Origin of the sequence: Pandoraea sp. NE5 (genome assembly GCF_024363545.1) — a bacterium.
Classification (GTDB): domain Bacteria; phylum Pseudomonadota; class Gammaproteobacteria; order Burkholderiales; family Burkholderiaceae; genus Pandoraea; species Pandoraea cepalis.
The window spans coordinates 3,868,412-3,891,246 of the sequence record NZ_AP025517.1; the positions used below are offsets into that span (position 1 = coordinate 3,868,412).

22 protein-coding genes are annotated in these 22,835 nt (G+C 65.5%); 9 read left to right on the plus strand and 13 right to left on the minus strand.

The window, feature by feature from the left end:
* Window positions 1-53: 53 nt before the first annotated feature.
* From PanNE5_RS17635 to PanNE5_RS17665, 7 genes are all read right to left on the minus strand, one after another.
* Entirely contained in the window at window positions 54-299 is a 246-nt protein-coding gene (locus PanNE5_RS17635) for an acyl carrier protein (protein ID WP_026132055.1), read from the minus strand.
* Between the two features lie 33 nt (window positions 300-332).
* Complete coding sequence (locus tag PanNE5_RS17640; RefSeq protein ID WP_026132056.1) at window positions 333-596, minus strand: phosphopantetheine-binding protein; 264 nt, start codon at window positions 594-596, stop codon at window positions 333-335.
* The gene (locus tag PanNE5_RS17645) at window positions 577-1,245 is read right to left on the minus strand and encodes a lysophospholipid acyltransferase family protein (protein ID WP_017234539.1); all 669 of its coding nucleotides are present in this window, start codon (window positions 1,243-1,245) and stop codon (window positions 577-579) included. Before PanNE5_RS17645 ends, PanNE5_RS17640 begins: the two co-directional genes overlap by 20 nt.
* A gap of 157 nt (window positions 1,246-1,402) precedes the next feature.
* Window positions 1,403-2,215, minus strand: a complete 813-nt coding sequence (locus PanNE5_RS17650) for a beta-ketoacyl synthase chain length factor (protein WP_261938491.1) — start codon at window positions 2,213-2,215, stop codon at window positions 1,403-1,405.
* A 351-nt stretch (window positions 2,216-2,566) separates the two neighbouring features.
* Window positions 2,567-3,400 carry an NRDE family protein gene (locus PanNE5_RS17655; protein WP_261938492.1) on the minus strand — a complete coding sequence of 278 codons (834 nt, stop codon included), beginning with the start codon at window positions 3,398-3,400 and terminating at the stop codon, window positions 2,567-2,569.
* Window positions 3,391-3,696, minus strand: a complete 306-nt coding sequence (locus tag PanNE5_RS17660) for a DUF4936 family protein (protein ID WP_017234542.1) — start codon at window positions 3,694-3,696, stop codon at window positions 3,391-3,393. Before PanNE5_RS17660 ends, PanNE5_RS17655 begins: the two co-directional genes overlap by 10 nt.
* Before the next feature lie 23 nt (window positions 3,697-3,719).
* Entirely contained in the window at window positions 3,720-4,835 is a 1,116-nt protein-coding gene (locus PanNE5_RS17665) for a YgfZ/GcvT domain-containing protein (protein WP_017234543.1), read from the minus strand.
* 182 nt (window positions 4,836-5,017) lie between these two features.
* On the opposite strand from PanNE5_RS17665, the gene mltG reads away from it, so the two are divergent.
* The 5 genes from mltG to PanNE5_RS17690 all read left to right on the plus strand — a co-directional run bounded on the left by mltG (window position 5,018) and on the right by PanNE5_RS17690 (window position 9,391).
* Complete coding sequence (gene mltG, locus PanNE5_RS17670; RefSeq protein WP_150562954.1) at window positions 5,018-6,013, plus strand: endolytic transglycosylase MltG; 996 nt, start codon at window positions 5,018-5,020, stop codon at window positions 6,011-6,013.
* Window positions 6,010-6,681: a dTMP kinase gene (tmk, locus tag PanNE5_RS17675; protein WP_150562955.1), complete on the plus strand. Its 672-nt coding sequence runs from the start codon at window positions 6,010-6,012 to the stop codon at window positions 6,679-6,681. Before mltG ends, tmk begins: the two co-directional genes overlap by 4 nt.
* A gap of 109 nt (window positions 6,682-6,790) precedes the next feature.
* Window positions 6,791-7,831: a DNA polymerase III subunit delta' gene (gene holB, locus PanNE5_RS17680; RefSeq protein ID WP_017234546.1), complete on the plus strand. Its 1,041-nt coding sequence runs from the start codon at window positions 6,791-6,793 to the stop codon at window positions 7,829-7,831.
* Between the two features lie 29 nt (window positions 7,832-7,860).
* Complete coding sequence (locus PanNE5_RS17685; protein ID WP_261938493.1) at window positions 7,861-8,643, plus strand: TatD family hydrolase; 783 nt, start codon at window positions 7,861-7,863, stop codon at window positions 8,641-8,643.
* A 73-nt stretch (window positions 8,644-8,716) separates the two neighbouring features.
* On the plus strand, window positions 8,717-9,391 hold the full coding sequence (locus PanNE5_RS17690) for an ankyrin repeat domain-containing protein (RefSeq protein ID WP_017234548.1): 675 nt from the start codon (window positions 8,717-8,719) through the stop codon (window positions 9,389-9,391).
* A 78-nt stretch (window positions 9,392-9,469) separates the two neighbouring features.
* Here the strand turns inward: PanNE5_RS17690 and otsA are convergent, their stop codons facing one another.
* Window positions 9,470-10,900, minus strand: coding sequence for an alpha,alpha-trehalose-phosphate synthase (UDP-forming) (gene otsA / locus PanNE5_RS17695; protein WP_261938494.1), 1,431 nt, complete (start codon window positions 10,898-10,900; stop codon window positions 9,470-9,472).
* Complete coding sequence (gene otsB, locus PanNE5_RS17700; protein ID WP_150562957.1) at window positions 10,897-11,718, minus strand: trehalose-phosphatase; 822 nt, start codon at window positions 11,716-11,718, stop codon at window positions 10,897-10,899. The genes otsA and otsB overlap by 4 nt, the downstream gene beginning before the upstream one ends.
* A 354-nt stretch (window positions 11,719-12,072) precedes the next feature.
* Between otsB and PanNE5_RS17705 the strand changes: the two genes are divergently transcribed.
* Window positions 12,073-14,661: a sulfite reductase flavoprotein subunit alpha gene (locus tag PanNE5_RS17705; protein WP_261938495.1), complete on the plus strand. Its 2,589-nt coding sequence runs from the start codon at window positions 12,073-12,075 to the stop codon at window positions 14,659-14,661.
* A 109-nt stretch (window positions 14,662-14,770) separates the two neighbouring features.
* Window positions 14,771-15,055 carry an acylphosphatase gene (locus tag PanNE5_RS17710; protein ID WP_017234551.1) on the plus strand — a complete coding sequence of 95 codons (285 nt, stop codon included), beginning with the start codon at window positions 14,771-14,773 and terminating at the stop codon, window positions 15,053-15,055.
* 16 nt (window positions 15,056-15,071) lie between these two features.
* Here PanNE5_RS17710 and PanNE5_RS22980 read toward each other — a convergent pair whose 3' ends face one another.
* Window positions 15,072-16,715 carry a methyl-accepting chemotaxis protein gene (locus PanNE5_RS22980; RefSeq protein ID WP_026132061.1) on the minus strand — a complete coding sequence of 548 codons (1,644 nt, stop codon included), beginning with the start codon at window positions 16,713-16,715 and terminating at the stop codon, window positions 15,072-15,074.
* Between the two features lie 272 nt (window positions 16,716-16,987).
* Here PanNE5_RS22980 and PanNE5_RS17725 point away from each other — a divergent pair, with 272 nt between their 5' ends.
* Window positions 16,988-18,679, plus strand: a complete 1,692-nt coding sequence (locus PanNE5_RS17725) for a sensor histidine kinase (protein WP_261938496.1) — start codon at window positions 16,988-16,990, stop codon at window positions 18,677-18,679.
* On the opposite strand, the gene trhA is transcribed toward PanNE5_RS17725, so the two are convergent.
* The 3 genes from trhA to PanNE5_RS17740 all read right to left on the minus strand — a co-directional run bounded on the left by trhA (window position 18,670) and on the right by PanNE5_RS17740 (window position 20,639).
* Window positions 18,670-19,314, minus strand: coding sequence for a PAQR family membrane homeostasis protein TrhA (gene trhA, locus PanNE5_RS17730; RefSeq protein ID WP_130026117.1), 645 nt, complete (start codon window positions 19,312-19,314; stop codon window positions 18,670-18,672). The genes PanNE5_RS17725 and trhA overlap by 10 nt on opposite strands.
* Window positions 19,315-19,342: 28 nt before the next feature.
* Window positions 19,343-19,900 (minus strand): peroxiredoxin, encoded by a 558-nt coding sequence (locus PanNE5_RS17735; RefSeq protein ID WP_017234555.1) that lies wholly within the window; start codon window positions 19,898-19,900, stop codon window positions 19,343-19,345.
* Window positions 19,901-20,162: 262 nt separating this feature from the next.
* A complete protein-coding gene (locus PanNE5_RS17740; protein WP_017234556.1) occupies window positions 20,163-20,639 on the minus strand; it encodes an Lrp/AsnC family transcriptional regulator in 477 nt (158 codons plus the stop codon).
* A gap of 172 nt (window positions 20,640-20,811) precedes the next feature.
* Between PanNE5_RS17740 and ilvB the strand changes: the two genes are divergently transcribed.
* Window positions 20,812-22,653 (plus strand): biosynthetic-type acetolactate synthase large subunit, encoded by a 1,842-nt coding sequence (ilvB, locus tag PanNE5_RS17745; protein WP_261938497.1) that lies wholly within the window; start codon window positions 20,812-20,814, stop codon window positions 22,651-22,653.
* Window positions 22,654-22,835: the final 182 nt, after the last annotated feature.

Genomic DNA, 22,835 nt, shown 5'->3' on the forward strand with positions numbered 1-22,835 from the left:
GTGCGCGGCAATGACGCTGGCGCGTCGGCGTGAAGTCGGGGCATGCCGGACGATCAGTCGTTGAGCAACGTACGCACGGCCGCCACAACGTCGTCGACGGTGCGCACGCTCTTGAACTCGTCGGGCTTGATGCGTTTGCCCGTCAGGCGCTGCAGTTGGATGGCAAGGTCTACGGCATCGATGCTGTCGAGGTCAAGCTCCTCGAACAGGTGCGCCTGCAAGGTCACCCGTTCGGGTTCGATCTCGAAGGTGTCGTGCAGGATGGTGCGCAAACGGGAAAGGATGTCTTCGTCGGACAAGGGCAACGTCAATGAACTCATCATTCGGTTTCCTTACTGGGTGCAGCCGCGCTCGCGCAGCAACTGGGCGAGGGTGGCAACACTGCGGAACTGGGCGCGCGCGGCGTCGTCGCCCGCTTCGATTTGCAGGCCGAAGCGCTTGCGCAGGGCGATGCCCAACTCGAGCGCATCGATGGAGTCCAGGCCGAGGCCATCGCCGAACAAGGGAATGTCGTCGGCGATGTCGTCCACCGCAATGTCTTCCAGTTCAAGGGACTGGACGATCAATTGCTTGATTTCAAGTTCTAGTGAAGCCATGTTGAGAAATCTGATCGATGAAAAAATGTTCGGCGAGCGCCGTCAGGCGTCTCGCCGCCAATGGGGCAAGCACGTCCTCGTTGGCGGGCGCGAAGCGAACCGGCGCGGCGGCCACGTGCTCGCTCAAGTCGTCTTCCAGCACACGAACGCGCAGGGTCGGCGTGGAGGGGGGGAGTGAGTGCCACCGGTGTTGTTTCGTATAGGCAGGCGGATCACAGTCGATCAGCACGGGCAGGATCGGGCAGTCATGTGCCAGCGCGATGTGCGCGAAACCCCGGGAGAACTTGCCGAGCTGGCCTCGCGACGGGCTGCGTGTGCCTTCGGGAAACACGATGAGGGGCACCTCGTCGGCCAGCGCCGCTTCGCTGGCACCGACGAGCGAGGGTCCGCCGTCGTTACGGAGATAGCCGGCCGCGCGTACGATGCCGGCGAACAGCGGGTTGCGCCAGTGCCGACTGGTGACGATGCAGCAGGCGCGCGGCATGAGTGAGAGCAACACCATGACGTCCATGTACGACGGGTGATTGGCGATCACGATGGCGCGGCCCAGGTGCCGCAGTTTCTCGGCATTCTGGATGTCGAAGCGGATGACGCCCAGGGCACGCGAAGCCGCGACGAGCGCGGCGAAGCCGTGATGCACGATAGCCATGGCGCAGCGGCGGCGGCGGCGCGTGGACATCGGAAGCAAAAGGAGTGCGGGGAATACGATCAGCGAAAAGAGGAGACCGCCGACGGCGAAGCACGACCATAGCCACAGCGACGCCGTGCGCCGCCGCAGGAGCTCCCACCGTAGTTGTGTACAAGAATCAGACATTGGCATGCCGTGCGTCCTCGTGCCATTCCCACTGCCAATCGTGGCGTTCGCCGCGCCAGAGGTCGCTGCCGCCCTCCAGCAGCGACGTGACCAGACTCTGACATTGCGCGCGGCGCTCCGCGTGCGCCTCGCGAGCGGTCGGCAGATGCATCGTGCAGGTCAGGCGCGCGGTGGCACCGGATTCGATCAGTAGCGCCAGAGCGCTCGCGCTGTCGTCGATCTGGCGCGACGTCGGGCCAAAGCAGGCCGGCGGCGCTTCGAAGGCGTAAATCACCAGCAGCGGCGCGTCGGGGGCCTCCCGATGTTGCGTCCATGCGTCGAGCAATGCGTAGCCAAGCGTATCGTCGAGCGCGGCGATGGCATTGATGGCCGAGCGGTCGTCGCGCGCAATGCTGAGCACGCCGGGGGTTGCATTGAGGACCGACAAGCTGAACGCGGTTGGCGAGGGCGGCTCGCCGCGAACCAGCGCGTCAAGCATTTGCGTGGTGCGCTGGATCTCGCCGTGCTGAGAGGCGTACACGACCCGGCACTTGGGCGGCAGCGGACCGCACGCCGTGGCGGCCGACAACGCCAGTCGGGCGAGCGGGCTCAGACGCCGGCGCAACATGGGATCGATGTCGCCGACCTCCGGCTTGCGGGCCGACGCTGCGTCACGTTGACGATAGGCCCACCGGCGCACAGGCAATGCCCAGTGGGCAACGGTGCGGGACGATCCAGCCGTCGCCGAGTGCGCGGGCACCGTGGGTAGCGGCGTCGATTCCCCAGCGGGAACGGCTTCCGAACTCCATAGGGCTGTGCGACGCATCGTTCGCGGGTCGATGTTGTCTGGCATGGCGTTTGAGTGAAAAAAAGCGATTGCCGCTTTGCTGAGCCACGCGCTGTTTCGCTAAATGCGTTGTCACGGCCGTCGCTCGATACGGCCGGATATGGCGGGAGATTCGATAATGAATCGGGTCGCCCTTCCATAGCCCCCCAAAAATGGTTGGCGAGCAATTATAGCCAAATGTAAGACACCGAAATATCTGTCAGGCGAAATTTGTGGCGTTTCCGCAGGAAATCAGGAAATGCCTAATGACAGTTTTGGGCGAACGTCTCGGGCGTCATCCAGAAACGGCGGGGCGCATCCCCTTGAGGCGACAAGCGTGAAGGGGTCGCACTATCGAGCGAGTGTGGCCTGGGCGGTGAAGGTGAAATCGCGACGGCCGGACAAGACCGTGGGCGACTGACCTGGCGTTACGGTGACTTCCGTCATGTCGACGGTGCCGTCACGATGGTAGCGAAGCAGGGTGGTGCATCGGGTCCCGTACGCGGGCGACGCAATGAATGCCGCCGATAGCGAGCGTTCCCACGCGCGTGAGACGCCCGTCTCCGGCAACGCGCTGTCGGGCGCTTCGCTGGCGTCGCGCATGATCCGCAGCAGGCTGGCGTCGTCGGCATGGTGTGTCAGTGCATGGGCGAAAGCCTCGCGACGGCTGACCAGCTTGGGCCAGGGCGTGTCGAGCACGGCGTTGGACAGACCGTGGACGCCGGGCGCGATGGCCTGAGCGAGTGGAATGGCGAAGGCGGCCGGTGCCGTGCCGCCGACGTGGTGGGCGCGATTTCCCAACCAGAACAGCTTGCCCGCCGGCAAGTCTCCCGCGAGAAGATTGAATCCTGTGTACTCGTGCGCGTGCCGTTCAATGCGCACCAGATCGTCGTCGAACGAAGTTGCATCGAGCATGGCCGAGACGAGCAGGCCACGCGATGGCGAGTCTTTCGGCGCCATTGGGGCGCGCCCGTCGCGAAAATTCGTCAGTGCGCTGAAGCGTCCCGCACGATTGACGCCCATCCACGTTCCACCGCCGCGTAGATCTCGGCCGGCAAGGACGTCCGGGCGATCGCGCCACCAGTGCAACGGTTCGGCGGGACGCTCGAAGAACTCATCGCGATTGGCGAGCAGGACCAGCGGCGTGGCGGCCTCGGGCTGCCAGGAGAAGACGATCAGGCACATGGTGGCTCGGCGTCGACAAAGCACTCGGCGTGACGCTCGCCGTCGATGCGCATCGTCAAGCCGGCCTCGGCGGCCAACGGCGTCAGCGCCGCGACGAACGCGTCGCTGACGCCGTCGTAGCGCTCCATCCACGTTGTGGTGCCGGCGGCGGTGTCGTGGGCGGAGGCGTCGGCGCGCCATTGCAGGCGCCCCGTGACGCCGAAGCGCGCTGCCGTCAGCGCGAAAAGTTGCGCGACGGCCAGACGAGCCGCGCCGGCGTTGTGCGATGAAACGCGGTAGTAGACGTAACAGTCCATTCTCGGGCGCCGCGGCGGCCGGGTCAGGACGCCGCCGCAGACGACGCGGGCGACTCCGTCGGGTCCACGATGTCGTACGGCAATTCGGCGAAGGTCAGCGCGGGGCCATCGGCGGCGCCAAGGCGCACATCGTCGGCTTCGCGCGCGGTGAGCTTCACTTCAACGAGCGCGTCGTAGCCGCCGTTCGGTGCCGGTGCCGCGTGCACGACCATGCCGCATGGCTGGTCCGGATCGCTTGTCTCGACGAGTTCCTGGCCCGGTGCGGGTTGCGTGGCATCGACGTGCGCCAGATGCAGACGCCGTTTGATGGTGCCGCGATACTGGCTGCGCGCGACAACCTCTTGGCCCGGATAGCAGCCCTTGCGGAAGTTCACGCCACCCACGACCTCCCAGTTCACCATCTGCGGAACGAACTGCTCCTGCGTCGCGCTCGTGACGCGCGCCACGCCGCTATGCACATCGAGCCATGCCGCGAGGGCTGGGGCAACGGCGACCACCCCGGGGGCTTGCGTCAGCGAGGCCCAGACCTCGGCGACACGCGCCACCGGCACGCTCCAGAGGAAGCGCGAGAGCGAGCGTGCCGTGCCGGCCGCCGGCAGTCGGATCAGGTGGGTCGCGTCGTCGCCGAGGGTTGCGTGGGCAACGGCCAGCGATTCGGTGGGCAGTGCGGCGAACGTGTTCGCGAGGACGGCCTCCGCCGCCGGGCCACCGACCTGCAGCAACACGTGCGTGGCAGCACCGTCGGTCAGCTTGACCTTGGCCCGCAGGACGAACATCGACAGTCGTTTCTGTACGGCAGCCTGCACCGTGGCGTCGCACGCCAGATAGATCGTGGCGTCGGCGGACGCATCGCGCCACATCAGGAAGGTGGCGAGCAGGCGCCCCTTTGCCGAGCAGTAGCCGGCCAGCCGCGCCTGTGCGGGCGCCAGGCGCTCGACGTCGTTGGTCAGTTGGCCGTGCAGAAAGCTCGCGGCATCGGCGCCGCTCAGGGCGATCAGGCCGGTGTCGCTCGCCAGCGCGACGAAGCTGCCGGTTTGCAAGGCGTCGAACTGGGCGGCGCGTGCGCTCGCGTTGGACAAAATATCGGGGGAATTCACGTCTGCCGCTTGCGGCAGGAGATCACGCCATTGGGAGGTCATAAACGAAGGTGGCTGTCAATCTGTGAGGGTTCGGCAAGTCAAAGTATTATATTGGGTCTTCCGCCAGAACGTGCGAGCTCGGTTCGACGCGCAAAACGCGCCGCTCGACGCCGTCGGCGCCACGCTGTCTGACCGAGTCCCCCGAACCCGCTGCCGTCGCTGGATGGCTTACCCTGCAATTCATGTCTTTCATCAAACGCCTGTTCGTACTGTTGATTGTCGCTGCGCTCGCGGCGGGCGGCGCATTCTATTATTGGGCGCAAGCCCCCTTGCAGTTGGGCAAGCCAACGCTCGACGTCACGATCAAACCCTACAGCTCGGTGCGCAGCGTGGCGACGCAATTGCGTACCGGCGGCGTGCCGGTACAACCGCTGTTGTTCAATCTGCTGGCTCGCGTCATGGACGTGGGGACCAAGCTCAAGTCGGGCAACTACGAGTTTGCGACCGGCATCACGCCATTCGAGGTGATGGAAAAGCTCGCGCGTGGTGACGTCAACCAGTATGTCGTGACCATCATCGAAGGCTGGACCTTCAAGAAGATGCGTGCCGAACTGGACGCGAACCCGGCGTTGCGGCACGACACGGCCGGGCTTCCCGACGCGGATCTCATGCAGCTCGTGGGCGCCGATCGTGCGGAAGCCGAGGGCATGTTCTTTCCCGACACCTACCTGTTTCCAAAAGGCACGAGCGACGTCGATATCTACAAGCGGGCCTATCGCCTGATGCAGAAGCGCCTGGACGAAGCGTGGGCCGCGCGTGCGCCGGGGTTGCCCTACACGACACCGTACGAGGCGCTTATCATGGCGTCGCTCATCGAGAAGGAAACCGGGCAGGCGGTGGAGCGCGGCCAGGTCGCGGCCGTGTTCGTCAATCGGCTGCGCAAGCGTATGTTGCTGCAGACCGATCCCACGGTGATCTACGGCATGGGGGATCTGTATACGGGGCGCCTGCGCAAGCGCGACTTGCAGACGGACACGCCCTACAACACCTACACCCGCGCCGGCCTGCCGCCGACGCCGATCGCGCTACCGGGCATGGCGTCGCTTGCGGCAGCGTTGAATCCCGCGTTGACCGACGCGCTGTACTTCGTGGCGCGCGGCGACGGCACGAGCCATTTCTCGGCGAACCTCCAGGAGCACAATCGCGCCGTGGACAAATTTCAGCGAGGTGAGCAATGACGCATTCCCCCGAGGCCACGGCCACTGTGCCGGGCAGGTTCGTCACGTTCGAAGGCATCGACGGCGCCGGCAAGAGCACGCACGTCAACGCCTTTGTCGACACGCTGCGTCAGGGCCTCGCCAGTGTGGGGCGCAGCGTCGTCGCCACGCGCGAGCCGGGGGGCACCCCCTTGGGCGAGGCGTTGCGCAAGCTCGTGCTCGATGAGCCGATGGATCTCGAAACCGAGGCGCTGCTGATGTTCGCCGGACGTCGCGAGCATCTGGCGAAGGTGATCGAACCGGCGCTCGCGCGCGGCGACTGGGTCGTCTCCGATCGCTTCACCGATGCGACGTTTGCCTACCAGGGCGGCGGGCGGGGGCTGTCACGCGACAAGCTGGCGATCCTCGAACAATGGGTGCAGGGCACGCGTCAACCCGATCTGACGATTCTGTTCGATCTCGATCCGGCGATTGCCGCCGCGCGGCTGGCGGGCGCCCGGGCGCCGGACAAGTTCGAGCGCGAATCGGCGGCGTTTTTCACACGGGTGCGAGATGAGTACCTGCGTCGTGCCAAGGCCGCGCCGGAGCGATTCGTCGTGATTGACGCCGCGCAAAGCATCGAGGCCATTGCCGGACAACTCGCGGGCGTATTCGCCCGTCTGGGCGTGCCCGGGCACGGGCCGCGCTGACGCGCGATAATCCGCTTGTTCGACCGACTCGCAGCGTCGGTATTTCGCGAATTCGCCATGGCGTAATTTCGCTGTCTCGCCCGACGCATTTATCGGCCAAGGAGCCCATATGCTGTATCCCTGGCAGTCACAGGACTGGACACGCCTGAACGACCTGCGCGCCCAGATGCCGCACGCGCTGCTGTTGCAGGCGGTGCCCGGCATTGGCGAGCTGGCGCTCGCCCGCACGTTCGCGCAGGCCCTGCTGTGCGAATCGCCGCGCGCCGACCACCTGCCATGCGGCACGTGTGGTGCGTGCCAGTGGTTCTCCAGCGGCAATCACCCAGATTTTCGTGCCGTCTGTCCTGAAATATTGGCCGATAGCCTGCCTGGTGCCGACGCCCGTGCCGACGCCGAGGGCGACAAGAAAACCAAGACACCGAGCAAGGAAATCAAGATCGAGCAGGTCCGCGAAGTGATCGACTTCGCGAGCCTGGGTTCGCACCGTCAGGGGCGACGCGTGGTGCTGCTCTATCCGGCGGAGGCGCTCAACGTGCATGCGGCGAATGCCCTGCTCAAAACGCTCGAAGAGCCGCCCGAGGGCGTGGTGTTCCTGCTGGTGACGACGCAGCCGGACCGTCTGCTGCCGACGATTCTGTCGCGTTGCCGCCGCATGGTGTTGACCCGGCCCGATCACGCGCAGGCAACGCAATGGTTGATGGGCGACGCGGGACTCGACGCCGCCACCGCCGCCGCGGTACTGGCCGAGACCGGCGGGGCGCCGCTTGCCGCCCGCGCACTCGCCGAGCCGGACGAGCGCGCCTGGCGCGACTGGCTGATCGGCCAGCTCGCGCAGGGCGCCGCGATCGACGGCTTTGCCTGTGCGGAACAACTGCACAAGGGCAATTTGCCGGGCATTCTGGAGACGCTGCAACGCTGGTGCTTCGATGTGCTCGCGCAGCGCATGACGGGCACCGTACGCTTCTTCCCGAGTCATGCCCAGGCGTTGCGCCGTTGCGGCGACGCGACGGACGACGTGCACCTGCTCGGCTTCCTGCGTGAGCTGGCGCAGCAGCGTCAGGTGCAAAATCACCCGCTCAATACCCGCGTGCTGCTCGAGGCCCTTTTCCTGCAATACCAACAGTTGTTCGGTGGGCCGGCGTCGCGTTGACGCAGGGCACCGGACACCGATCGCACATCATGTTCATCGATTCGCATTGTCATATCAATTTCCCGGAACTGGCCGAGCAGATGCCCGACTTGCTCGCGCGCATGCGTGAGAACAAGGTGAGCCACGCCCTGTGTGTCTCGGTCGACCTGCCGACGCTGCCGCAGGTGCTGGACATCGCAGCACAGCACGACAACGTGTATGCCTCGGTCGGTGTCCATCCCGATTACGAAGACACGCCCGAGCCGAGCGTCGACGACCTCGTGCGTCTGGCCGCCCACCCGAAAGTCGTGGCCATCGGTGAAACCGGGCTCGACTACTACCGGCTCGAAGGTCGCAGCATCGAGGACATGGCGTGGCAGCGCGAGCGCTTTCGCACGCATATTCGTGCCGCGCGCCTCACCGGCAAGCCGCTCATCATTCACACGCGCGCGGCCGCCGAGGATACGCTGCGCCTCATGCGCGAAGAGCAGGCGGGCGAGCCCGCCGGGGTGATGCACTGCTTCACCGAGAGCTGGGAGGTCGCACAAGGCGCGCTCGATCAGAACTTCTATATCTCGTTCTCCGGCATCGTCACGTTCAAGAGCGCCCGCGATTTGCAGGACGTGGCGCGGCGCGTGCCGCTCGAGCGCATGCTGATCGAGACCGATTCGCCGTACCTCGCGCCCGTGCCCTATCGCGGCAAGCTCAATCAGCCGGGCTACGTGCGGCATGTGGCCGAATTTATCGCCGATCTGCGCGGCGAGCCGCTGCAGAAGATCGCCGATGTCACGACGGAGAATTTCTTCCGCCTGTTTGCCACGGCAAAGCCCTGAACCGTAAGACCCGTACCCCTAATCGACCGAACTGCCTTTCCGTTATTCACCGGACTACCGACAGGAGCTCCCAATGCGCAAATTTTCGATGATCCGAGCCTGGATGTTGCTCAGCGTGCTTTGTCTGACGGCATGCGCCACGGCGGCCACTTCCAATAGCGCTCTGGTCAAGGCGGTCGTCTTCAACGACACAAAATCCATCGCCCAAGCGCTCAAGGCGGGGGTCGACCCGAATTCGACGGACGAAAAGGGCAACCCGCTGCTGGTGATCGCGATGCGCGAAAAGTCGGTGGACGTGGCGCGCCTGCTCATCGACGATAAGCGCACGGATCTCGATGCGACCAACGCGGCAGGCGAGAACGCGATGATGATCGCCTCGCTGCAAGGCCTCACGCCGATGGTCAAGCTGCTCATCGACAAGGATGCCGAAGTCAACAAGAAGGGTTGGGCGCCGCTGCATTACGCCGCGACCAACGGGCACGATGACATCGTGCAGATCCTGCTGGACGCGTCGGCTTACGTCGATGCCGAGTCGCCCAACGGCACCACGCCGCTCATGATGGCCGCTCGCGGGGGGCACATCACCACGTGCAAGGTGCTGCTCGATGGGGGCGCGGATGTCCGTCTCAAGAACCAGATCGGCATGACGGCCATCGACTTTGCCAAGCAAACCCACCAGAAGGAAATCGCGGACGGCCTGCAAAAACGTTTGGCACAGGTGCAGCAGTCGCGTCCGGCGGGCAAGTAAGACCGTCCGCCCGTCGCGACCTTATCGTGGCAGATCATGGCGGCGCGTCGTGCGGCTCGCCGCGCCCTCTGGCGACGTTCACCCGTCGACTGAGGCCGCGGCCGGTTGCGTACGCAGCAAGGCTGGTTTAGCGGCGGTCGTCGGCGGTCGCAGATCGGCGATGAACCGGTTGCGCCACGTCGACAGATTGTGCTCGCGCAGCGTCGCCATCATGCTGGCGTGGCGCGTCTGGCGCTCCGAAAGTGACATGTTCAGCGCCGTGCGCAACGCTTCGGCCATGCCGTCGATGTCATAGGGATTCACGATCAGCGCGCCGTCCAGTTCCTGAGCGGCGCCCGCGAAGCATGACAGCACCAGCACGCCGGGATCCGCCGGATCCTGCGACGCCACGTATTCCTTCGCCACGAGATTCATGCCGTCGCGCAGCGGCGTGACGTAACCCACCTGCGACGCCCGGAAGAACGACATCAGGACTTCGTGAGCGTAGCGTTTGTTGATATAGCGAAGCGGCGTCCAGGCCAGATCCGAGAAGCGCCCGTTGATATGCCCCGCCTCGGTTTCCAACTGTTGGCGAATTTCCCCATAGCCCGCCACGTCCGAGCGGCTGGGCGGTGCGACCTGAACGAAACTCACGGTTCCTTGCTGGTTCGGCCACAGTTCGAGCAGGCGCTCGAACGCGCGAAATCGTTCGAGCATCCCCTTCGAATAATCGAGGCGATCCACGCTCATGATGAGCTTGCGGTCCTGCAGCCCCTGTTTCAGATCGAGGATGTGCTTGACCGTCGCGCGCGCGGTCGCCTGCTGCGCAATCTCGTCGGGATACACGCCGATCGGGTAGACGCCCGTGCGCAGCGTGCGACCAAAGGCCGTGACGGTGCCGTCGTCGTGCAGGGTCGCACCGGCGTGGCGTACCAGATAGTCGGTAAACGCCGTGCGGTCGGTTTCGGTCTGGAAGCCGACGAGGTCGTACTCGCACATCGCGCGCACCAGCGCTTCGTGCGGCGGCACGGTCATGAGGACCTGTGGCGAGGGGAACGGAATGTGCAGAAAGAAGCCGAGTCGCTGCTGTACGCCGATCTGGCGACACGCCTGCGCGAACGGCAACAGGTGGTAGTCGTGCACCCAGATCAGGTCGTCGGGCTCAAGCAGCGGTGCGAGCAGCGCGGCAAAGCGCGCGTTGACGTGGCGGTAGCCGTTGTAGTCGTCGCGCTGGTAGCGCGTGAGGTCGTCGCGGTAATGGAAGGTCGGCCACAGGGTCGCGTTCGAAAAGCCACGATAGTAGGTGTTGTAGTCGCGGCGCGTGAGCGGCACGGTCGCGAACGTGACGTTGTTGCGGTGGGCGATCTCGGGCACCGTGGCCGGCTCGGCGTCGATTTCCCCATTCCAGCCGAACCACATGCCGCCGGTATCCTTGAGTGCTTCGTACACACCGATCGCCAGTCCGCCTGCGGTCGGTTTGCCCTCGGTGATGGGGGCGACCCGATTCGATACGATGACCAAGCGACTCATGCTCCGTTCTCCTTTGAGGGTGGGGGCGGGCTGGCGGGGGGCAATGTCAGCAGCCAGGCCGTGAGGGCCTCGGGCGACGGCAGACGGTGGCGGGCACACGTCTCGCCGTCGCCGATCTTGATCGTGATGCCGCCCAGCGCATTCACCTCGGCAAACCCGGCCTCGTCGGTCAGGTCGTCGCCCGCGAAGAGCGGCGTTCGACCGGCGAACGGCGCCTCTTGCAGCAAGGTGGTAATGGCGCGGCCCTTGCTGACGTGGCGCGCACGCAGCTCGAAGACCAGCTTGCCGGGTTGCAGCACGAAGCGCTCGGCATGCAGTTCGGCCAGGGCGCGCATGGTATCGCGCGCCACGCTTGCCAGTTCAGGGGCCCCACGGTAGTGCAGCGCCAGCGCGCTGCCCTTGTTCTCCAATAATAGGCCGGGGTGCTGGGCGACGAGCGCGTGCAGCGGCGCGATCATCGACGCAATTCGCTCCGCGTCGACGGCATAGCCCTCGGCGCGAACGCGTTCGCCGTCGGCATGGCGGATTTCCGCCCCGTGCAGGCCGGCGGCGGGCACGCGTAACGGGGCGAGCAGGCCGTCGATATCGTCGATGGCGCGCCCCGAGACGACGGCGATGGCGCCGCACGCGCGGTGGAACAGGCTGGCGAGAACATTGGCCGTGTCGAGCGGCAGTCTGACCGCGTCGGGACGCGGTGCGAGCGGGGCCAACGTGCCGTCGAGGTCGAAAAAGAAGGCGACCGTGGTGACATCGACGTGGCAAGTGTCGGCCGGTGTCGTGTCGCGTGTCGCGGGCGGGGAAGACGCTAGGGGTTGCATGGCACTCCGTCGCTATCGTGCCGCAGGTCGATAGGTCATCGCCGGGGCCGAGCGGCGGGCGCAGGGGAGGGCAGACGAGACGTGACGTGCGGCGGTTCGGTGGGCGGGAGCGCGGACATCCGCGCGGAAGACATCATCCTACCCCGTCAAAAACCGACAGGAAGTCGTCCGTTCAATGAAACGCTTGTCGGATGACGCCTACAAGGTTTGGAAAGTTAAATTGGTATTGAATATGAGAATCGTTTGCAATAACATTCCACAATTGCCGTAAAGTTGACGATCGGGGACGGCGGCACGGCATACCTGCCGCGCATGCGCCGATTCCGGCGCTCGAATGTGCGCCGGACGATAACGATGATGAAAAGACTCTGGTTTCAGTTGCATTGGGCTTTCGGCATTACCGCCGGGCTGGTGTTGGCCGTCGTCGGTCTGACCGGCGCGCTGCTTTCTTATGACGACGCCCTGACTCGGGCCTTCAGTCCGGGCGTGATGACCGTAGCGGTGCGCGACACGGCGCCGCTGCCGATTCCCGAGTTGCTCGCGCGCGTGCATGAGGCGGCGCCCGACCGGCGCGTTCTGCTCATGACGATGACGCGCGCGCCGCAAGACGCGGTCGGCGTGCGGCTGTCCGTGGGCGATGGGCCGCGCGGCGAGACGTATTTCGTCGACCCCTACACCGGGCAGATGCTTGGCCGGTCGCAGGCCGATGCCGTCTTCCGGTTCATTATGGATATTCACCGTTTCCTCACGGTGGACGGAATCGGCAAGCAGATTACGGCGGCGGCCACCATGCTGCTGTTCGTGCTGGCGCTGAGCGGCCTGTATCTGCGTTGGCCGCGACGGGTAGGTCACTGGCGAGCCTGGTTACATATCGATCTCAAGAAGCGCGGTCGTCCATTCCTTTGGAACCTGCACGCCGTGATCGGCACGGTGGTGCTGGTGCCGTATCTGCTTTCCGCCACGACAGGCTTGTATTGGTCATACGACTGGTGGCGCGGCATGCTGTTTTCCATCGCGGGTGTGTCGCCGCCGGTGCGCAATAAGCCGGCTGCCCCGCCGACGCGGCGCGCGCACGGCGAAGGCAAGCCGGCGGCGCTGCCGGATCTGGCCGCGACGACGACATCCGAGATGACCACGGCGTGGCGCTGCTTCACCGGGCACGTGCCGGACTACACCAAGGTGTCCCTGCGTCCGGCGCAGAAATCCGGTGGTCCGCTGCAGGTGACGTGGCTCGACACGTCGGCGCCGCACGAGCGGGCGTTCAACCGTCTGGAGATCGATGCGGCGTCCGGCGCGATTCGCAACGAAGACCGGTACGCTCAGAAAACCACGGGCGGCCAATGGATGGCGAGCATCTACGCGCTGCATCGCGGCAGCTTCTTTGGACCCGCGGGCGTCGTTGTCATGATGCTCTCGAGCCTGATGATGCCGGTGTTTTTCGTCACGGGCTGGATGTTGTATCTGGACCGCCGCAGGAAGCAGCGCACGCTGGCGGCATCGCGCCCGGTCGTGGCGAGGTCTGGCTCGCCGGCCGCTGCGGGGGGGACGTTCGCGGACGATGGGGTGCTGATCGGCTACGCCAGTCAGAGTGGCGTGGCGGAAGACCTTGCGTGGCAGACCGCCGGCATGCTCGAAGGCGCGGGCGTCCGGGCCCAGATCCAGCCGCTGGCGCGCATCGGTCAGGCGCAACTCGGCTCGGCCAGGCGGGCGCTGTTCATCGTCAGCACGTTCGGCGATGGCGAGCCGCCCGACAGCGCGCGCCGCTTTGCACAGCAATTGATGAATCGGGCGATGGCCTTGCCGACGTTGCGCTTCGCGATGCTCTCGTTGGGGGACAGTCATTACGACCGATTCTGCGGATTCGGCCGCAAACTCGATGGTTGGCTGCGTGCGCAGGGCGGCGTGGCGGCATTCGAGCCCATCGAAGTCGACCGTGGCGATCCGGGCGCGTGGGTGCGCTGGCAAGACCGGCTTGGCGAGTGGTTCGGCCATCCGCTGGCGGCGTCGAAGCCACACGACGGCCCCCGCTTTCAGCCGTGGACGTTGGTCGAGCGCGACCTGCTCAATCCCGGCAGCGCTGGTTTGCCGGCCTTTCACCTGGCGTTCACCCCGCCGTCGGGCGTGCAATGGATGGCGGGCGATCGGGTCGACGTGCGGCCGCGCCACTCGGTCGCACGCGTGGACACTTTCCTCTCGAGGAGTGTCTGGGCACGCGACGTGCGGGTGAGTGTCGCTGGGCGCGAGACGACGCTGGGCGACGCGTTGCGCGAACGCCTGTTGCCCGACACCGCTCCGCCGGCAGGCATCGATCTGCACGATTGGCTGGCGCGTCTGGCGCCGTTGCCCGTGCGCGAGTATTCGATTGCATCGACCTGCGACGAGGGGCGACTGATGTTGCTCGTGCGCCAGGTTCGCCATCCCGATGGCTCGCTGGGCCTGGGTTCCGGCTGGCTCACCGAGGGCGTGGCGTTGGGCGAGTCTGTGTCGATGCGGGTGCGTCCGAATCCCGGCTTTCACGGCCCGGCGGCGGGGCGCGGCATGATCCTGATCGGTAACGGCACGGGATTGGCCGGACTGCGAGCGCACCTTGCCGAACGTATCGCTAACGGACAGCGGCGCAACTGGCTGATTTTCGGTGAGCGTCACGCGGCGCACGATGATTTCCACGACGCGACGTTGTGTGCATGGCACGCGCAGGGCGGCATTGCCTGCCTCGACCGCGTGTATTCGCGTGACCAGGCGCAACGCCGCTACGTCCAGGATCGGGTGCGCGAAGCCGCACAGGACATTGCGGCCTGGGTGGCGCGCGGCGCGTCGATTTATGTGTGCGGCAGCCTCTCCGGCATGGCGCCCGCAGTGGATGCCGCGCTGGCCGACGCCATCGGAACGGACGTCCTGCTCGACCTGTCGGCGCAGGGACGCTATCGCCGCGACGTGTATTAGACGTGCCGAGGCGGTGTGCTAACGTAGTGACAGGGCCCGGTCTCGATCGGGCCCCTCGTCCGTTGGTTTCGCGTGGACTTGCCCATCGTCCATCACCGTAGGAGGGGCCATGACGGCAACGTGGCAGATCGTAGTGCATGGGCTGGTGCAGGGCGTCGGCTATCGCGCCGCGTGCGTGGACGAGGCGCGCCGGATCGGACTCCGCGGTTGGGTACGCAACCGGCGCGACGGTACGGTCGAGGCCATCGCGCAGGGGGAGCCCGATCAGCTACTCGCGTTGTGCGAATGGATGCGCGAGGGGCCGCAGCACGCGCAGGTCTCGTCGTGCGAAGTCGACAAGGCCTGGGTTGCGGATTCGCCGATCAAAGGCTTCGAGCAGCGCGCGAGCATTTGATCGGCGGTGGCGATCCTCAAGCCGCGAGCGCCAGTCTGCCCTGGGGCGTGTCGAGCGTCGCGACGGTCTCGTTGAGCGCGGGGGGCCGCGCGGCTTCGTGAGCCGACAGTCGGAACAGCGCGACCGACTCGCGCAGGCGCATGGCCTGCGTTTCCAGCGCGGCAGCCGCGGCGGAAGCCTCTTCCACGAGCGCGGCGTTCTGCTGCGTCATCTCGTCCATTTGCGTCACGGCCCGGTTGACTTGTTCGATCCCGCTCGACTGCTCCACACCGGCCGCCGAGATTTCGCCCATGATGTCGGTCACGCGTTTGACCGACTGCACGACATCCACCATCGTCGCGCCCGCGCGCTCGACCAGGCGGGTGCCCGTCTCGACGCGGTTACCCGACGCCTCGATCAAGCCCTTGATTTCCTTGGCCGCCGACGCGCTGCGCTGCGCCAACGTGCGGACCTCGCCTGCCACCACGGCAAAGCCGCGGCCCTGCTCGCCAGCGCGGGCGGCTTCGACCGCTGCGTTGAGCGCCAGGATGTTCGTCTGAAAGGCGATGCCGTCGATGACCGTCAGGATATCGGTGACTTTTTGCGACGCCGCGGCGATGTCGCGCATCGTCGTCACGACCTCCTGCACCACGTCGCCACCGCGCGACGCGGTCTCCGACGCGGTGACGGCGAGTTGGCTGGCGGCTCGGGCGTTTTCGGCATTTTGTTTGACCACGGCGGTCAGCTCTTCCATGCTCGCCGCTGTTTGCTCCAGCGACGACGCTTGCGCTTCCGTACGCTGCGAGAGGTTGGCGTTGCCTTCGGCAATCTCGTGAGCGTTCGCGTGAATGGCTTCCGTACTCTCGCGCACCGTGCCGACCGTGCTGGCGAGACCGTCGCGCATCCGGCCGAGGGCACCGAACAGTTGACCCATCTCGTTACGCGTGTGTTGCTCGACGCGCTGGCTCAGATCGCCGGCGGCCATCCGCTCGAAATGCGAGATGGCGTCGCGAATCGGACGCAGCACGGCGCGCGCGAGCATGGCGCGGCCCCACAGCGCGAGGAGCAGCGCAACGGCCAGGGTTGCCCCCAGGGTGATGCGCATGACGTTGTAGCGGTGCTGGGCCACGTCGAATCGGGCCTTTTGCCGCGCGATCTGGATCTCCTGCAACTCGCGCATGGCCGCGTCGAGCGCCGCATAGGCCGGCGGGGCGACGCGCGCCTGAATCTGATGGAACCCAGCGACATCGCCTTGTTTCAGGGCGTTGAGCGCAGGCGTGACGACCTGATCGAAAAAGGCGCGGCGCTTGGCGTCGGTTGACTTCGCCAACTCCGCTTCGTGCGCATCTTCTTTGGGACGTTTCAGATAATCGCTCCACAGAGCGTCCGACGCCGCGATGTATTGGCTGCCTCGTTTGAGGACTTTCGCCGACTCGTCCGGGTCGGCGCCCAGGCTGACGTATGAGGCATAGGCCGCCATCGCCAGGCGGTTGCGCAGCATCTGCTCTGCAGTTCCCTTGACCTCGGCCAGGGCCGGCGTGTCTTGCGTGGCCATCTCGCTCAGGGAGGCATTGCTGGACCCTAGCGCCTGGAGGCCCAGGACGCTAACGAGGACGAGTAGTGCGCCAAGCAAACCGAGGACCAGTGTCAGACTGGTCCGAATCGTAATGTTCTTATACATAGGGATCGATAGTTTGAATGCCTGGGCCGCAGAGTCAGCGCGCGCGGCCTCCCTGCCCGTCGGTGTCTCCAGAACGGGTCATAGGGATTATCGGCAGATGAGAGGCAGAACTTGAACCGTTCGGCTCGGGCGATTCCGAAAGTGCGGCGTCCACAAGAGAAGATCGGAATTTGCGCAGTCGCAAACGACTTGCAAAAGGCCAGACTTGAAGACTCTTACGGTTTCTTCAGTACGCCAAAACGCGCGAATCGTGATGCGGCGTCAACGACGCGATGAATCTCGACAAATTCAAATTCCCGCGCGGCGGCCGCGATGTCGGCGGGTTTTCCTCCGACGGGGCACACGTGGCAACGTCAAGCGGGCCGGAGGGGTGGGGTAGTGATGCCCCATGGGCTGCCAGTACCTTTCGACTGGCATTGGTGCACGAATTGCGTGCTCCGTTGCAGGTGCTGCAAGGGCATCTGGATGCGCTTTGGGGCGAGGGCGGCCGCCTGGAGGATAGGCGTGACCTGGGTGACCCGCCTGTCGATGCGGGCGCGATGGCGCCAAGGGAACGACTTGGCGCCATGCGCAATATGCTCGACGTCGTTGCGAGCGCGGTGGACGACGTGCTGCACCTGGGGCAGGACGAGGTCACGGAACTCCCGCTTCGCGAGGCCGCTTTCGAGGTGCGCGCGTGCCTCGACGCGGAGGTCGACGGGTTTGCTGGGGCGGCGCACACCAAAGGGCTCGTGCTCGAATGCCATATTCCCACCGAGGTGCCCGTCATGATTCAGGGAGACGCAGCCCGATTGCGCCAGATCCTGCGAACGCTGCTCGACAATGCGCTGAAATACACCGTTTGTGGCGGTGTGGCGGTCAAGGCATCGTGGCGCGCCGCTGCGGCGCACGACGCTGCCTTGACCGGGAAGCGGCGCGACGCCGGTACGGGACAACTGACGATTCACGTTTGCGACACCGGGCCCGGCATTCCGGCGGGCATGGAAAACGCCGTCTTCGCGGCATTTGCCCGTGCCGACCGCTCGGTGCCCGGCTCCGGGCTGGGATTGTGGATCGCCCAGCAATGGGCGCGGCGCATGGGGGGCGCGCTCAGCGTTGAGCCGTCGACGACCGGCGCCCGCTTTCGCTTGTCGGTACCCTTCGCCACACCCGATGCCGTGCCTTCCTCCGGCGTAGCTCGCGCTGAGGCGTGCGAGTCGCCCGCGTCGCCAGCGACGCCAATGGCTTCGCCGCCCGCATCGGCGCCGGCGGTGCCTGTCGCACACGTTGACGTGCGTCCCGGGTTGCGGGCGCTGGTGGTGGACGACCACGTCATGAATCGCAGGATCCTCGGCGACCAGTTGTCGTCGCTCGGTTGCGTCGTCGCGCGTGCGGGTGAACTGAGCGACGCGTTGCTCCAATGGACGGCGCAAGAGGTCGATGTCGTGCTCACCGATGTGCAGCTCGGCGGTGCATGCGGCCTGACGCTGGCGAAGACGCTTCGCACATTGGCCCCGGTGCTCGGTCGCGCATCGCCCGTGGTGTTCGCGGTGACGGGGTCGGTCGTCGGCGCGCGGGCAGCACGAGACGCCGGTATCGACGGCGTGTTGACGAAGCCGGTATCGCGCCAACGGCTGGCGCAGATGCTGGCGGTGCGGTGGCCTTGCGAGGCGAGCGAGGTGAACGAGGTGAGCGAATGCGTTGCGCCGCCGAATGCGGGTGAGCGCCCGAAGGCATCGCGGCCGCCGCTGCATGACGATCCGTACGCACGTCGCTTGATGCGCGAGGAAATGGCGAAGGATCTTGCGCGCTTTCGCCGCCTGATCGCCTCACGGCGCGCGGAGGACATCGACGCGGCGCAGGCACTGCTGCATCGCATGCGCGGGGCGTGCCGCATGTTCGGCGATCCGGCGTTGACGGCGCGATGCGATCGGCTGGCCGAGAAGCTCACGGACTGCCGAATCGCGCTGGACAATCAGACGTAGCGGTAGACGGCGAGAAAGTGACAGGCCGTACCGCCGATGGCGAACAGATGCCAGACCAGATGGCCGAATTTGATATGGCCGTCGAGCGAGTAGAAAAGGGCGCCGACGGTGTAGGCAACGCCGCCGGCGTACAGCCAGTCTGCGCCAGGGCCGGGGATGGCGGCGAGCACCGGACCGGCGACCAGTACGGCGATCCAGCCTAGCCCAACGTAGAGCAGGGTGGAGACGAGCGGCCGGTCGAGCAGGCCGAGTCCCTTGGCAACCAGCCCGGCAATGGCCATGGCCCATACGCCGGTCAGCAGCGGCCAGCCCCACGGGTCGTGAAGGATCTTGACGGTAAAGGGGGTGTACGTCCCGGCAATGAAGAGAAAGATGGCGCAATGATCGACACGCATGAACAGCCGTTTCGCACGGCCATCGGGCAAGCCGTGATACAGCGCGGACGCCAGATAGACGATCACCATGGTGATGGCGAACACGCCGATGCCGATCTGCTCTCCCGTGCTTGGCAACGGCGGGCGGACCGCCGTGAACAGGGCGGGCGTGGCGGCGAGGGCGGCCATGCAGGCAATGCCGTGACTCGCGCTATTGGCGAGTTCTTCGCCGCGCGTCTGTGCGCGTCCGGTCGCTTTCATGCCGCCTTCTCCTGTGTGGATCTCGCGATCACGACGGATGTGCGTCGCGCCATTTGCGAACCGCTTCCATCGTGTTGGTGACGTGTTTATCCGGATCGAGGCTCACATAGCTGTAGATCACCTTGCCGTCGGGGGCAATGACATACGAGACGCGATTGGCATAGTCGGGTTTGAGCGAAAGCACGGCGTCGTAGGCCCGCATGATGCGCTGATCCGTGTCGGCCGCCACGGCAAACTTGCTGCGGCACTCGGACACGGAGAACTTGTTGAGCGTTTCGATGTTGTCGTGCGAAACGCCGATGACCGTGGCGCCCATCGCCTTGAACTTGTCGGTGGCCTCCGCGAAGTCGTGCGCTTCGATCGTGCATCCTTCGGTGAACGCGGCCGGATAGAAGTACAACACGACGGGGCCCTTCTTCAGGGCGTCGGCCAGCGAGAACGTGAAGACCTTGCCGCCGAGCGACGCTTGGGCAGAGAAAACAGGGGCGGGGGTGCCGTTCTTCAGGGCGGCGTGCGCGGGAATGAAGCACCAGGCCGTCACCCCGACAATGGCGGCTGCGGCAGCGATTCCGAACCAACGTTTCATGCAGGACTCCTGGAGTGAATGCTTAAGCATAGAGGCTCGCGACGGCGGTGTCCAACGGGGAGGATATCCCTCCATGCCGCAGCCATCGGGGCAGGGCAGTCGGCAGTCTACTGCGGGAATCGTGACACGATTCGGTCACCGTCGTGTCATGAAGCGTGCGAGGTCGCGTCGGCAGGCTCGCCGCGATCGCGGCCGCCCTGCCTGAGCGTCGCCTGCGGCGCGTTACCGCTTCTTGGCGCTCCTCACCGTTCCCCACCGTTCCTCACCGCTCGTTACCGTTGCCGATCGGCAGAACCGTCGTCGACTTGATCTGCGAGAGCGCGATCATCGAGTTGACCTCCTGGACCATTGGCAATTGCGAAAGACGTTCGAAGAAGAATCGCTCATAAGCCTCGACATCGCGTGTGACGATGCGCAGCAAAAAGTCGACATTGCCCATGAGCACGTGGCATTCGAGCACTTCCGGAAAATCCTGAATGGCCTTCGAGAACTCGGGCAGCGCGTTGCGATTGTGGCCGGCCAGTTTTACGTGAGCGAACAGCATCACGTTCAATCCGACCTTCTTGCGATCGACGAGCGCAACGCGTCGTTCGATGACGCCTTCGGCATCGAGTCGGTCGATGCGACGCCAGCACTGCGATTGCGACAGTCCGATGCGCTCGCCGATTTGTGCGGCCGAGAGCGAAGCGTCTTCTTGAAGCAGTGCGAGAATTTTCTCGTCGAATTCGTCAATTTGCATGATTAATTCTCAATGGCCTGAATATTTGAATGAATCATGTGAAATCAATGGCGTTTTGTCAACGATACGCGAAGCATTTGCTGGCCGATCCCGGTAAGCTGGGTTCTCATTGGGCCTAATCGCCGCCACAATGCCTCCCGATTCGATGGATCCCGCAGGAATACACGTACCCATGAAACTTGATCTGACGTTCCCCGCTGCCGAAACCGCGACCGGCGCCGTCGGCCAGCCTGTTGCCCCGTTGTCTGCGAAGGGGGCCGAGTTGATTGCGCGGACCTTGGTCGAGATTGGCGTGGATACCGTCTTCTGCTATCCCGGTGGCGCCAACCTCGAAATGCTCGACGCGCTCTCGCGTGTGGCCATCACACTGGTACGAACAGAGCACGAACAAGGCTCGGTCTTCGGTGCGCAAGGCTATGCGCGTGCCACGGGCAAGCTCGGCGTATGTCTGGCGACCTCCGGCCCCGGCGCGACGAATCTCGTCACGGGCATTGCCGACGCCGCAAGCGATTCCGTGCCGATTCTCGCCATCACCGGCAACGTCGCCACGCATTGGCTCGGCAAGAACGCGTTTCAGGAAGTCGACATCGTCGCTATCACCCAGCCGGTGACAAAGCTCGCCCGGCAGGTCCGAGAGGCGCGGGACATTCCCGCCGCGTTGCGCGAAGCGTCCGCCTGCGCCATGGCGGGGCGGCCAGGGCCTGTCTTGCTCGATTTTCCGAAGGATATTCAACAGGCGCGTCCCGATCATCCGACCGACAAGCGTGTCACAGCGCCGGTGCCGGCGGGCATGAGCGACGAGACCGCCCAACGGATCGCGGCCTTGCTTGCCCGAAGCGAGCGCCCGGTGATCTACGCCGGGGGCGGCGTCATCGCCTCGGGGACCGGGTCGCAGCTCGTGGCACTGGCCGAAGCGCTCGATTGCCCGGTGGCGCTCACGATGATGGGGCTGGGTGCGATGCCCGACAACCATCCGTTGCTGCTCGGCCCGCTCGGCATGCATGGCGCCTACGCGGCCAACGTCGCGGTCAATGAAGCCGACCTTGTGCTGGCGCTCGGCGTGCGTTTCGACGACCGGGTGATCGGCGATCCGGCCTCGTTCGCGCGGCATGCCACGATCGTCCATATCGATGTCGACGCCGCCGAAATCGGTAAGAACAAGCCCGTCGCGCTCGGCGTGCATGCGGATCTGCGCGACGCCTTCGCCGGCCTGCTGGCGCACGCGTCGCGCCGCAACGTGCCGGATTGGCACGCCTACTTGCGCGAGCGGTGTGAGGCGCATCCGCTGCGGGCGCTCCGGCAGGCGGGCGCAGCGGATGCGGTCAATGAGGCCGACTCTGTGGGCGCGCTGACGGGCGTCGCTGTCATCACGGCACTCGCGGCGCTTCTGCCGCCGCAAGCGGTCGTGACCACGGGCGTCGGACAGCACCAGATGTGGGCGATGCAGCACCTGCGACTTCGCCAGCCGCGCACGTTCCTGTCGAGCGCGGGGTTCGGCACGATGGGCTTCGGCTTGCCGGCAGCGATCGGTGCCAAAGTGGCGTTGCCGGACGTCCCGGTCATCGACATCGACGGCGACGGCAGTCTGAACATGTCCGTCAACGAACTGTCGACCTGCCGCCGCTATGGGCTGGGCGTCAAGGTGCTGGTCATCAACAACCAGTGGCTGGGCATGGTCCGCCAATGGCAGGACATGATCTACGCACGCAATCGCGTCGCGTCATCGCTTGTCGACCCGAACGCGCCGGACGCGGCCGGCGACGGGCGTCCGTATCCGGACTTCGTCACCATTGCGGCGGGGTATGGGGTGGCGGGCGCCCGTGTGACCCGGGCAGACGCGTTGCCCGCCGCCCTCGCCCGCATGCTCGAAGACCCGAGCGAGCCGTATCTGCTGGACGTCCTCGTCGCCCGCGAGGACGACGTTTATCCGATGATTCCCGCAGGCAAGTCGTATCGCGATATGGTCTTCGGTCCCGGCCAGACGGCAGGCCCCATCGCGGCGGGGGCGTTCTGACGCACGGGCCCGGCAGACGAGGCGCGACCGTGCGGGCGGGCACTGGCGCGTGCCAACCCTGCATTTGCATTCTCATTTGGCGGGAATTGGATCGCGCGTCGCGAGATCGCAACGTCCTAAACCGAGGCGATGGCTTTTTTTCATTTCGGTGACGGTGCGGAGTATCATTGCGCTCTTTCAAG